Genomic DNA, 10,088 nt, shown 5'->3' with positions numbered 1-10,088 from the left:
CACGGAAGTCTCCCTCCCCCTTGTGGGGAGGGGTTAGGGGTGGGGGTCCATCGAGAGCGAAAGCCTCGGGGCTAGGGGTACGTGGCCGGGCAAATGCGTCTCTGACATGAAATGCCCATCACCCGGCTTGCGCAACCGGAGTCATGCGGGTTTGCTGGAGCCGGCAGAATCAGCAGGTGCGCCATGGATACGCTCACGATCAAGGCAAAGGGCATTTCGGTAACGGTCGATCTCACCGTCGGCCATCTCGCCGACATGACGGTCGATATCGACGGGCGCCGGCTAAAGCCGCTGCATCGCGCGCCGTGGATCGACGAGCCGCGCGAGACGCTGCCGCAAGACCTGCCCGAGGGCACCGTTCGCCTGTCCGGCGATTTTTTATGCGCGCCGTTTTCGCGCAGCGATGTCGAGGAAGCGCCCTTGCACGGCTGGCCGGCCAACAGCCGCTGGGATGTCGTCGCCTCCGCGGCGACTGCCGAGGGCTGGCGCGCCGTTTTCAGGCTGCAGCACAAGGTCATGGGGGCGACGGTCGAAAAAATCCTGACCCTGCGCGACGGCCATCCGTTTCTCTATCAGGAGCATGTCTTTTCCGGCGGTTCGGGAGGCATTTCCGTCGCCCATCATCCGATGACGGTGATGACGGACGGCGGCAGGCTGGCCTTTTCGCCGAAGCGATTTGCGGCGACGCCGGACGACCCGCTCGAGCCCGATCCGGCCCGCGGCCGCTTTCTTTTCGCCTATCCCGCGCGGTCCGCCGACCTGACGCGATTTCCCGCCGCCGATGGCGGCAGGCTCGACCTGACCGACTATCGCATCGACCAAAGCCGAGAGGATTTCGTCACGCTGGTCGAGGCCGACCATGGCGGGCCGGGCTGGACCGCACTGGCGCGAAAGGCGGAAGCCGATCTCGTTGTGGTGCTGAAGAACCCGGCCGAGCTGCCGGTCACAATGCTGTGGATCAGCAATGGCGGGCGCGACTACGCGCCGTGGAGCGGCCGCCATCGCGGCGTGCTCGGCATCGAGGACGGCCGCACCGCGCTCGGCCACGCCGCGTCGCTGGGCGACAACTGGCTGAAGCGGGAAGGGGTGGCAACCGCCTTTGCCCTTGGCGAAGGCGGCAACGTCTCGTTCCGCCACGTCATCGGCGCACTGCCCTTAATGGACGGCGAGCCGCCGCGCGACATCACCACCACGCAGGGGCACATGCGCCTCATGGCGGCCGACGGTTCGACGCGGGATGTCGCATTCGACGGCGATTTCCTGCGGATTGGCAGGTCGGTTTCTGGTTGATGGCGAGCGGCCACGTGCAGCTTTCCCTTCTCCCCTTGTGGGAGAAGGTGGCCTCGCGAAGCGAGGTCGGATGAGGGGTGTTCCAGGGAACACCAACGTCTCATTCCGTCCAACACCCCTCATCCGTCTCGGCGCTGCGCGCCGATCCACCTTCTCCCCAAGGGGAGAAGGGAAAGGCAGCGCCAACTTCGTCGAATCCCGGGTTTGAAAATCTCGCCAACTATAGCCAAGATGCGATCCAAAACGCCCAGCCAGAAAGGCTCCGATGTCCGAGATTGCCCACCTCGCCGCCACCATCTTCAAGCGCGCCGGCAAGGCGCGGCGCTTTGTCGTTGCCATCGCCGGTCCTCCGGGCGCTGGCAAGTCGACGCTGTCGGCCCGCCTGCATGAGCTGCTGCCGGAAGGCGCGGCCGAAGTCGTGCCGATGGACGGCTTCCATTACGACGATGCCGTGCTCGAGCAGCGCGGCCTGCGCGCGCGAAAGGGCGCTCCGGAAACCTTTGACTTTGCCGGTTTCGAAACCCTGCTGAAGCGCATCCGCGCGGCCGAGCCCGACATCGCCATTCCGGTGTTCGATCGCAGCATGGAGTTGTCGCGCGCGGCCGCGTCGATCATCGCCGCCGACACCAAGTTCATCCTGGTCGAAGGCAATTATTTGCTCCTTGACGAGGAACCGTGGTCGCGGCTGGCGCCGCTGTTCGATTTCTCGATTTTCGTCGATGTGCCGCGCGCCGAGCTCGAGCGCCGGCTGCTCGAGCGGTGGCACGAGCACGGCCGCTCCGACGACGACGCCCGCGCCTGGATCGCCTCCAACGACATGCCCAACATCGACCGCGTGCTTGCCCGCCGCCGCCCCGCCGACCTGGTGATCAGCGCCCAAGCCTGATCGCGGGACCACACGCGCCGGAACCTTAGGACTTTCCGGCCGTTATGTCAGATACGGCAATAATGCTGACATGAGGAAGACTGTCCGATGGCTACTCCGATGGCAACCAAGGCAAGAAAGCCTGCGCCCGGCAAGGGCAGGGCAACTCGATCCAGGGCAACTGGGGCAAAGGCAACTGAATCCAAGGCAACCGAATCGAAGACCGGCGCCGGCCCAGCCGTTGCCGCCCGTTCCAAGGATGCAAAACCTACCTTTGGCAAGGCAGCACCGAAGAAAGTGACGCCGACCGCAGCCAAGACCTCGGCAAAACCGGCCAAGTCGAGGAAATCGGCAAGTGGCGGCTCGATGGCGGACAGCGCGATGCGCACCGTCAAGACGACGGCCAACGTCGCGGCCGGTGCGGTTGTCGCCACCGCCAAGGGCGCTGCATCCCTCGCCGCTTCCGTCATGGGCAAGGGCGGCTCAAAACCCAAAACCAAGGCAAAGTAGCCCAGCCTCTTCTCGGCGCCTGCGGCCTGTTGAGCTAGCCTCGTGCGGGGATAGCAAGACCCCGTTGCACCGCGGGCCGGGCAAGGCCGCGCTCCAACCATGCCGCGACATGGGAAAAATCGTCGAAGCCGACAAGTTCCCTTGCCTCGTAAAAACCGATCAGATTGCGCACCCAGCCTAGCATTGAGATGTCGGCGATGGTGTAATCGTCGTCCATGATCCAGTTGCGGCCCTTCAGCCTCGTCTCGAGCACACCGATCAGCCGCCGCGATTCGTCGCGATAGCGCGCCAGCGGCCGCTTGTCGGCGATCTCGCGTCCGGCGAATTTGTGGAAGAAGCCGACCTGCCCGAATATCGGCCCGATCGAGGCCATCTGAAAAAACACCCACTGGATCGTTTCGTAACGCCGCGCCGGGTCGGCCGGGATCAGCCTGCCGGTCTTGTCGGTGAGGTAGAGCAGGATGGCGCCGGATTCGAACAGCCCGATCGGTTTGCCGCCCGGGCCGTTGGGATCGATCATCGCCGGGATCTTGCCGTTCGGGTTCAGCGACAGGAATTCCGGCGTCCAGCTCTCGTTCTTGCCGATGTTTACCGCATGCGCCTCGTAGGGCAGGCCGAGTTCCTCAAGCGCGATCGACACTTTCACTCCGTTCGGCGTCGGGAACGAATAGAGCTGGATGCGGTCGGGATGGCTGGCCGGCCAGCGCGTGGCGATCGGAAAGGCGGACAGGTCGGTCATCGAAACTCCTGGGATTTTTTTTCGCGCAAGCGCGCCGTCGTGGCGCGTGGCAAGACGCGTCTCGCCGTAGCTGGGGATCCGGTTGCGGTCAGACCGCCTTGAACGCCAGCACCGCATTGGTGCCGCCGAAGGCGAAGCCGTTGCTGATCGCGGCGCGCACCTTGCGCTCGCGCGCCACATTCGGCGTGATGTCGAGATCGCAATCGGCGTCGGTTTCGCGAAAATTGGCCGTTGGCGGCACGATGCCTTCGCGGATCGCCATCACGCAGGCGATCAGCTCCAGCGCGCCCGACGCGCCGAGGCAGTGGGCATGCATCGATTTGGTCGAGGAGATCGAAAGCCTGTGGACATGGTCGCCGAAGACGCGCTTGATCGCTGCCGTCTCGATCTGGTCGTTGGCCTTGGTGCCGGTGCCATGCGCATTGATGTAGTCGATGTCTTCCGGATTGAGCCTGGCATCGACGAGGCAGAAGCGCATCGCCGCCTCCGGCCCTTCGATCGTCGGCGCGACGATGTCGGAGGCATCGCCGGAAAGGCCGGCGCCGGCAATTTCGGCAAGTATAGTGGCGCCGCGCGCCATGGCATGCTCGTAGGTTTCCAGCACGACCATGCCGGCGCCTTCGCCGAGCACCAGGCCCTGGCGATCGGCCGAAAACGGCCGGCAGGTGTCGGGCGCCAGCACCCGCAGCGCCTCCCAGCCTTTCAGGATGCCCCAGACCAGCGGCGCATCGGTGCCGCCGGCGAGCATGACATCGGCGCGGCCAAGCCTGATCTGGTCGACCGCCGAGGCAATGGCGTGGTTGGACGAGGAGCAGGCCGAGGTGATGCCGAAGACCGGTCCGCGCAGGCCGAGATTCATGCTGACGTGGCCGGCCGCAGCGCCCGGCATCACTTTCGGCACGGTGAAGATGCCGGTGCGGTTCTTGCCTTCGAGCAGGATGGCGCGATAGCTCTCTTCGATCGCCTCCCAGCCACAGACGCCGACGCCGACGATGGAGCCCATCCGGTAGGTGTTGGCCGCGTGCAAGCTTAGCCCGGCCTGCTCCGCGGCCTCGCGCGCGGCGATCGTCGCCAAAAGGCTGAAACGGTCCATCGAGACGGCCTGCTTGCGGTCGATGCCGTGCTCGGGAAGCGTCCTGATTTCGCAGCCGACCCTGATTTTCAGGTCATGCAGCTCCGAATTGACGATCGGGCCGATGGCCGAGCGGCCGGCGCGCATCTCGTCCCAGATCGCCGGCACATTGGTGCCGAGCCCGCATAAGCCGCCGATGCCGGTAATGACGACGCGCTTGTGCATTCAGTCAGGCTTTTTTCGCGATCAGCGCGCGAACCGCCTCGACCATGTCGCCGACGTTCTTCAAATTGCTCCAGGCATCGACCGTGTTCATCTCGATCTCGATGCCATACTGTTCCTCGAGGTCGAAGATGATCTCCGTCAGTTCCAGCGAATGGATGCCAAGTGACGTCAGTTCGGTGCTGGTGGTGATTTCTTCGCCACCCGGCTCGGCATGAGCTTTGATCTTCTCGATGATGTCCGTTGCCAGCTGGTCAGCCATTCGGTTCCTTCCCCAACCCTTGTCGTTCCCGACGCCAACGGATCGGCGCCTGTTGTTCCCCAGGCTCAAATTGTCATCATCGCCTTTTATCCCGCCAGGCGCTGTGTGACCGTACCAAGACGGCTCCTCTATAGAAACCGAAACGTTGTCAAGCAACAAGCTTATATGTCGACAAAGCCGGCGCTGTGGTTATCGTTGCCACCATGGATATGATCGAACCTGGCCTGATCTTTGTGCCGCCGGCGCAGCGCGTCGCCGGGACGGCGCGGCTTGGCTGTGACAGGAATGGCGGCCGCACGCGTCTTCGGCGGCTTTATCAGGATGGTTCCGCCAAGATCCGCATGCCGGCCGTCTCGGCCGATCCGCTCGAAGCGGTGCTGATCAACACCGCCGGCGGGCTGACCGGCGGCGACCGCCTCGGCTGGGAGGTCGATGTCGGCGCCGGCGCCTGCGCCAGCATAACCACCCAGGCCTGCGAGAAGATCTACCGCGCCGCAGCCGATCGCGCCGAGGTGCGGGTGAAGCTGACCGTCGGCGCTGGCGGCCGCATCGCCTGGCTGCCGCAGGAAACCATCGTCTTTGATCGCTCGGCCTTTGCCCGCAGGCTCGACCTGGAGCTTGCCGCCGGTGCCGAGGCGCTGGTGCTCGAGGCGACCGTCTTCGGCCGCCTCGCCATGGGGGAACGCGCGGCGCACGGCAATTTCCACGACCGTTGGCGCGTCAGTCAGGCCGGAGCGCTGGTTCATGCCGAGGATTTCCGCATCGGGCCTGGCATTGCCGCGATTCTGGGCGGTTCGGCCGTGGCCGGCGGCGCCATTGCCATGGCGACGGTGCTGATGATCTCGCCGCGGGTCGAGGCTTTGCTCGATCCGGCCCGGGACATCATCGGCGGCCAGGGCGACGCCAGCGTCTGGAGCGTGAAGAAATCTGGCAAGCTTCTTGCGAGACTGTTTGCCGAGGACGGCTACCAGCTCCGCAAGCGGCTGGTTCCGCTTGTCGAATTGCTCAACGGACGGGCGGGTCTGCCCAAATTATGGTCACTCTGATTCCGATTATGTCATTGCAATTTACGCCATCGTAGGGAAACGCATGAACCTGACGCCAAGGGAAAAGGACAAGCTGCTCGTTGCCATGGCGGCGATCGTGGCGCGCAAGCGGCTCGAACGCGGCGTCAAGCTCAATCACCCGGAGGCGATCGCGCTGATCACCGACTTTGTCGTCGAGGGCGCCCGCGACGGCCGCCAGGTCGCCGAGCTGATGGAGGCCGGCGCCCACATCGTCACCCGCGCGCAGGTGATGGAAGGCATCGCCGAGATGATCCACGACGTCCAGGTCGAGGCGACGTTTCCCGACGGCACCAAGCTGGTGACCGTGCATGAACCGATACGGTGAGGGCCGATACGGTGAGGGCCGACAAGGTGAGGTGAGAAAAATGCTTGAGCTGCGCCCCAACTGCGAATGCTGCGACAAGGACCTGCCGCCTGAGGCGACGGATGCGCTGATCTGCACCTTCGAGTGCACCTTCTGCGCCGATTGCGCGGCAAACGTGCTGGGCGGCGTCTGCCCGAATTGTGGCGGCAATTTTTCAGCGCGCCCGATCCGCCCGGCAGCGATGCTGAACAAATATCCCGCCGGAACAAAGCGCGTCCTCAAGGCCGAAGGCTGCGGCCCGGCCCGCAACGCCGCGTGACGGCACGATCCTGACAGCGAAAGGCATATCTATGGTCCCCGCAACGATCAAACGCACGTCCCTCTCGGCGATCCTGCTGCTCGGCGCCGGCCTCGTCTTCGGCGTCTTGTGAGGCTGGCGATGATCCCGGGCGAAATCATCACGGCAGGCGGCGAGATCGAGCTCAACAAGGGCCAGCCGACAATCACCATGAAGGTGGCCAACAGCGGCGATCGGCCGATCCAGGTCGGCAGCCACTATCATTTCTTCGAGACCAATGAGGGGCTGAAATTCGATCGCGACAAGGCGCGCGGCATGCGCCTCGACATTGCCGCCGGCACGGCGATGCGCTTCGAGCCCGGCCAGGAGCGCGACGTCACCTTGGTGCCGCTCGGCGGCAAGCGCGAGGTCTATGGGTTCCAGCAGAAGATTATGGGCGCGTTGTGAGATCCCCTGGTCGCGTTGTGCGATCCCCTGGGCGCGTTGTGCGATCCCCTGGTCGCATTGTGCGATCCAGAGCGTCCAGCAGTTTCGGCTCAGCTGGGCGGCTTGGCCGCCGCGTAGATGACGACCTTGCCAGGATCGTCGAATTCCACGGCGAGAACGTCTTCGGTCTGCACACGTCGAGAGTCGATGGCGTTGAACAGCAATGCGTTCGCCTCGATCTCATCGCGGAGTTCCGCAATGTCGTCCTGATGCTGCTCGACTTTGCTTTCGATCGCCGGCGGCAACCCGCCTTCCGTGCGCGCGGCGTCGGTAAGGAACACGATGTCGACCTTGTCGAGCTTGGACGTCTTGCGCACCGCGCCGATGTTTTCACGCGTCCGGTCGATCGCGGTAGTGACTTTGCCTGCCTCGACAGCCGTGTTGGTCTCTTCCTGGCCAACCTCCGAGCCGATGATCTTGTTCTGGGTCTCAGGGCCTTCAAGGCCCTGCGCATTCAGCCCGGCCTGGGGAGCGCTCGCCGCAAGAAACGCAGTTGCGGCCAGCATATGCAGCCATCTGCTGTCGGGAAAGGTGGTGATCGCCATCGCTCGCTCTCAGAGCCTCTTTCGAGGCTCGCTTCTAGGCCAAAAAGTCGAAACGTATTCCGCCCTGCGAAGGTTCCCTCCCCGATGCGGCAGGCCGGCCTCGTGCCGGCCCGCCACAGCGCATCGTCAGCTCGCTTTCTTGGTGATCAAGGTCAGCGAGCCGTTGGCGTCCATGCTGGCGGCGATCACTTGCGCCGAGGTGAGTCCCTTGGCTTCGAGCGCGGATTTGACCTGTGGGGTCGCGTCGATCGAGCTGCGCAATTTCTGCAGGCCGTCCTCGCCTCGCTTGGCGATCACTTCGTTGACCTTGGTCTGCGTTTCCTTGGGCAGTTCCTCGATGTCGACGACGTTGACGGTCTGGATCGCCGGTGCTTGCGGCTGAGCGCCGGGTGCTGCGGGAGCGGGCGAAGCCGGCGGCTCGGAAGGCTGCGGCGCAGGCTGTTGCTGGGCGCTGGCAGCGGTCGCGAGCAGCAGGGTGGCGGCGGCTGCGAGGGATATCGTTTTGCGCATAAAACTTCCTTTCCATCGATTGGCAAACGGTCGTTTTGGGGTGACCCTGCCACCTCAAACGTTAAATGGGATCGGAAGGTGTCGCCGAGCGGGTCATTGCGTGACCATAGGATGGCGACAATGTGGGGCCGGGCTTCGCCCCGGCCGTATCTTGGGTCGTATTTCAGGAGCAATTGCTGATGGCTAGAATCACCCGCGCCGCCTATGCGCAGATGTACGGCCCGACCGTCGGCGACAAGGTGCGGCTCGCCGATACCGAGCTGTTCATCGAGGTCGAGAAGGATTTCACCCTGCATGGCGAAGAGGTGAAATTCGGCGGCGGCAAGGTCATCCGCGACGGCATGGGCCAGAGCCAGGTGTCCCGCGCCCAGGGCGCGGTCGACACCGTCATCACCAATGCGCTGGTCGTCGATGCCTCGGACGGCATCTTCAAGGCCGATATCGGCCTCAGGGATGGCCGCATCGCCGCGATCGGCAAGGCCGGCAATCCGGACATGCAAAACGGCGTCAGCATCATCATCGGTCCCGGCACCGAGATCATCGCCGGCGAGGGCAAGATCCTCACCGCCGGCGGCTTCGACGCGCATATCCATTTCATCTGCCCGCAGCAGATCGAGGAGGCGCTGATGTCAGGCATCACCACCATGCTCGGCGGCGGCACAGGACCGGCGCATGGCACGCTGGCGACGACCTGCACGCCGGGGCCGTGGCATCTGGCGCGCATGATCCAGTCCTTCGACGCCTTCCCGATGAACATCGGCCTGTCGGGCAAGGGCAACGCGTCGTTGCCGGCCGCGCTTGAAGAAATGGTGCTGGGCGGCGCCTGCTCGCTAAAGTTGCACGAGGACTGGGGCACGACGCCAGCGGCAATCGACTGCTGCCTGTCGGTCGCCGACAACTATGACGTGCAGGTGATGATCCACACCGACACGCTCAACGAATCCGGCTTTGTCGAGAACACGGTGGCGGCGATCGAGGGCCGCACCATCCACGCCTTCCACACCGAAGGCGCCGGCGGCGGCCATGCGCCCGACATCATCAAGGTTTGCGGCCTGCCCAATGTCATCCCGTCCTCGACCAATCCGACCCGGCCCTACACCGTCAACACGCTGGCCGAGCATCTCGACATGCTGATGGTCTGCCATCATCTGTCGCCGTCGATCCCCGAAGACATCGCCTTTGCCGAAAGCCGCATCCGCAAGGAGACCATCGCCGCCGAAGACATTTTGCACGACATCGGCGCCTTCTCGATCATCTCGTCGGACAGCCAGGCGATGGGCCGCGTCGGCGAAGTGGCGATCCGCACCTGGCAGACCGCCGACAAGATGAAGCGCCAGCGCGGCTCGCTGCCGCAGGAGACCGGCGACAACGACAATTTCCGCGTCCGCCGCTATATCGCCAAATACACGATCAACCCGGCCATCGCGCACGGCCTGTCCAACGAGATCGGCTCGGTGGCGGTCGGCAAGCGCGCCGATCTGGTGCTGTGGAACCCGGCTTTCTTCGGCGTCAAGCCCGACATGGTGCTGATCGGCGGCATGATCGCCGCCGCCCCGATGGGCGATCCCAACGCCTCGATCCCGACACCGCAGCCGATGCACTACCGGCCGATGTTCGGCGCCTATGGCAAGGCGATGACCAATTCGTCGGTGACCTTCGTTTCCAGGGCGGCGCTCGATGCCGGCCTGCGCGACAGTCTCGGCGTCGACAAGCAGATGGTCGCCGTCGAGAACACCCGCGGCGGCATCGGCAAGCATTCGATGGTGCTCAACGACGCCACCCCACATGTCGAGGTCGATCCCGAAACCTACGAAGTGCGCGCCGACGGCGAATTGCTCACCTGCGAACCGGCCACCGTGCTGCCGATGGCGCAGAGGTACTTTTTGTTTTGATCCCTACAAACGCCCTGTTGGCGGGG

14 protein-coding genes are annotated in these 10,088 nt (G+C 64.5%); 8 read left to right on the top strand and 6 right to left on the bottom strand.

Going from position 1 to position 10,088, the window contains the following annotated elements; genetic code table 11:
• Positions 1 to 183 precede the first annotated feature (183 nt).
• A complete protein-coding gene (locus AC0L3D_RS31140; RefSeq protein WP_473646910.1) occupies positions 184 to 1,290 on the top strand; it encodes a hypothetical protein in 1,107 nt (368 codons plus the stop codon).
• 265 nt (positions 1,291 to 1,555) lie between these two features.
• Positions 1,556 to 2,176 carry a nucleoside/nucleotide kinase family protein gene (locus AC0L3D_RS31135; RefSeq protein WP_473646909.1) on the top strand — a complete coding sequence of 207 codons (621 nt, stop codon included), beginning with the start codon at positions 1,556 to 1,558 and terminating at the stop codon, positions 2,174 to 2,176.
• A gap of 47 nt (positions 2,177 to 2,223) precedes the next feature.
• Here the strand turns inward: AC0L3D_RS31135 and AC0L3D_RS31130 are convergent, their stop codons facing one another.
• On the bottom strand, positions 2,224 to 2,550 hold the full coding sequence (locus tag AC0L3D_RS31130; RefSeq protein WP_473646907.1) for a hypothetical protein: 327 nt from the start codon (positions 2,548 to 2,550) through the stop codon (positions 2,224 to 2,226).
• Here AC0L3D_RS31130 and AC0L3D_RS31125 point away from each other — a divergent pair.
• Positions 2,537 to 2,665 (top strand): hypothetical protein, encoded by a 129-nt coding sequence (locus AC0L3D_RS31125; RefSeq protein ID WP_292517337.1) that lies wholly within the window; start codon positions 2,537 to 2,539, stop codon positions 2,663 to 2,665. The two genes, AC0L3D_RS31130 and AC0L3D_RS31125, sit on opposite strands and share 14 nt — an antisense overlap.
• A gap of 34 nt (positions 2,666 to 2,699) precedes the next feature.
• Here AC0L3D_RS31125 and AC0L3D_RS31120 read toward each other — a convergent pair whose 3' ends face one another.
• The 3 genes from AC0L3D_RS31120 to AC0L3D_RS31110 all read right to left on the bottom strand — a co-directional run bounded on the left by AC0L3D_RS31120 (position 2,700) and on the right by AC0L3D_RS31110 (position 4,960).
• Positions 2,700 to 3,404, bottom strand: coding sequence for a glutathione S-transferase family protein (locus AC0L3D_RS31120; protein ID WP_473646906.1), 705 nt, complete (start codon positions 3,402 to 3,404; stop codon positions 2,700 to 2,702).
• 88 nt (positions 3,405 to 3,492) lie between these two features.
• Positions 3,493 to 4,701, bottom strand: a complete 1,209-nt coding sequence (locus AC0L3D_RS31115) for a beta-ketoacyl-[acyl-carrier-protein] synthase family protein (RefSeq protein WP_473646904.1) — start codon at positions 4,699 to 4,701, stop codon at positions 3,493 to 3,495.
• Positions 4,702 to 4,705: 4 nt separating this feature from the next.
• Positions 4,706 to 4,960, bottom strand: coding sequence for an acyl carrier protein (locus AC0L3D_RS31110; RefSeq protein ID WP_010912831.1), 255 nt, complete (start codon positions 4,958 to 4,960; stop codon positions 4,706 to 4,708).
• A 203-nt stretch (positions 4,961 to 5,163) separates the two neighbouring features.
• On the opposite strand from AC0L3D_RS31110, the gene AC0L3D_RS31105 reads away from it, so the two are divergent.
• The 4 genes from AC0L3D_RS31105 to AC0L3D_RS31090 all read left to right on the top strand — a co-directional run bounded on the left by AC0L3D_RS31105 (position 5,164) and on the right by AC0L3D_RS31090 (position 7,076).
• Positions 5,164 to 6,006 carry an urease accessory protein UreD gene (locus AC0L3D_RS31105; RefSeq protein ID WP_473646903.1) on the top strand — a complete coding sequence of 281 codons (843 nt, stop codon included), beginning with the start codon at positions 5,164 to 5,166 and terminating at the stop codon, positions 6,004 to 6,006.
• 43 nt (positions 6,007 to 6,049) lie between these two features.
• Positions 6,050 to 6,352, top strand: coding sequence for an urease subunit gamma (locus AC0L3D_RS31100; RefSeq protein WP_473646902.1), 303 nt, complete (start codon positions 6,050 to 6,052; stop codon positions 6,350 to 6,352).
• Between the two features lie 40 nt (positions 6,353 to 6,392).
• Positions 6,393 to 6,650 (top strand): DUF1272 domain-containing protein, encoded by a 258-nt coding sequence (locus AC0L3D_RS31095; RefSeq protein ID WP_473646901.1) that lies wholly within the window; start codon positions 6,393 to 6,395, stop codon positions 6,648 to 6,650.
• Positions 6,651 to 6,770: 120 nt separating this feature from the next.
• The gene (locus AC0L3D_RS31090) at positions 6,771 to 7,076 is read left to right on the top strand and encodes an urease subunit beta (protein ID WP_077374464.1); all 306 of its coding nucleotides are present in this window, start codon (positions 6,771 to 6,773) and stop codon (positions 7,074 to 7,076) included.
• Between the two features lie 89 nt (positions 7,077 to 7,165).
• Here the strand turns inward: AC0L3D_RS31090 and AC0L3D_RS31085 are convergent, their stop codons facing one another.
• Positions 7,166 to 7,660, bottom strand: a complete 495-nt coding sequence (locus AC0L3D_RS31085) for a hypothetical protein (RefSeq protein ID WP_473646900.1) — start codon at positions 7,658 to 7,660, stop codon at positions 7,166 to 7,168.
• Positions 7,661 to 7,786: 126 nt separating this feature from the next.
• Positions 7,787 to 8,170, bottom strand: a complete 384-nt coding sequence (locus AC0L3D_RS31080) for a hypothetical protein (protein WP_473646898.1) — start codon at positions 8,168 to 8,170, stop codon at positions 7,787 to 7,789.
• A gap of 179 nt (positions 8,171 to 8,349) precedes the next feature.
• Between AC0L3D_RS31080 and ureC the strand changes: the two genes are divergently transcribed.
• Positions 8,350 to 10,062, top strand: coding sequence for an urease subunit alpha (gene ureC / locus AC0L3D_RS31075; RefSeq protein ID WP_473646897.1), 1,713 nt, complete (start codon positions 8,350 to 8,352; stop codon positions 10,060 to 10,062).
• Positions 10,063 to 10,088: the final 26 nt, after the last annotated feature.

The sequence above is a fragment of the Mesorhizobium sp. WSM4837 genome (assembly GCF_055811435.1).
The sequence above is the reverse complement of the archived record's forward strand: the minus strand, read 5'-3'. Positions and strand labels throughout refer to the sequence as shown.

What these genes read in the sequence shown, in the direction of transcription:
- ureC (WP_473646897.1), top strand. Translation starts at nt 8,350, where the DNA reads ATGGCTAGAATCACCCGCGCCGCCTATGCGCAGATGTACGGCCCGACC.
- AC0L3D_RS31135 (WP_473646909.1), top strand. Translation starts at nt 1,556, where the DNA reads ATGTCCGAGATTGCCCACCTCGCCGCCACCATCTTCAAGCGCGCCGGC.
- AC0L3D_RS31100 (WP_473646902.1), top strand. Translation starts at nt 6,050, where the DNA reads ATGAACCTGACGCCAAGGGAAAAGGACAAGCTGCTCGTTGCCATGGCG.
- AC0L3D_RS31125 (WP_292517337.1), top strand. Translation starts at nt 2,537, where the DNA reads ATGCGCACCGTCAAGACGACGGCCAACGTCGCGGCCGGTGCGGTTGTC.
- AC0L3D_RS31115 (WP_473646904.1), bottom strand. Translation starts at nt 4,701, where the DNA reads ATGCACAAGCGCGTCGTCATTACCGGCATCGGCGGCTTATGCGGGCTC.
- AC0L3D_RS31140 (WP_473646910.1), top strand. Translation starts at nt 184, where the DNA reads ATGGATACGCTCACGATCAAGGCAAAGGGCATTTCGGTAACGGTCGAT.
- AC0L3D_RS31110 (WP_010912831.1), bottom strand. Translation starts at nt 4,960, where the DNA reads ATGGCTGACCAGCTGGCAACGGACATCATCGAGAAGATCAAAGCTCAT.
- AC0L3D_RS31120 (WP_473646906.1), bottom strand. Translation starts at nt 3,404, where the DNA reads ATGACCGACCTGTCCGCCTTTCCGATCGCCACGCGCTGGCCGGCCAGC.
- AC0L3D_RS31095 (WP_473646901.1), top strand. Translation starts at nt 6,393, where the DNA reads ATGCTTGAGCTGCGCCCCAACTGCGAATGCTGCGACAAGGACCTGCCG.
- AC0L3D_RS31105 (WP_473646903.1), top strand. Translation starts at nt 5,164, where the DNA reads ATGGATATGATCGAACCTGGCCTGATCTTTGTGCCGCCGGCGCAGCGC.
- AC0L3D_RS31090 (WP_077374464.1), top strand. Translation starts at nt 6,771, where the DNA reads ATGATCCCGGGCGAAATCATCACGGCAGGCGGCGAGATCGAGCTCAAC.
- AC0L3D_RS31085 (WP_473646900.1), bottom strand. Translation starts at nt 7,660, where the DNA reads ATGGCGATCACCACCTTTCCCGACAGCAGATGGCTGCATATGCTGGCC.
- AC0L3D_RS31080 (WP_473646898.1), bottom strand. Translation starts at nt 8,170, where the DNA reads ATGCGCAAAACGATATCCCTCGCAGCCGCCGCCACCCTGCTGCTCGCG.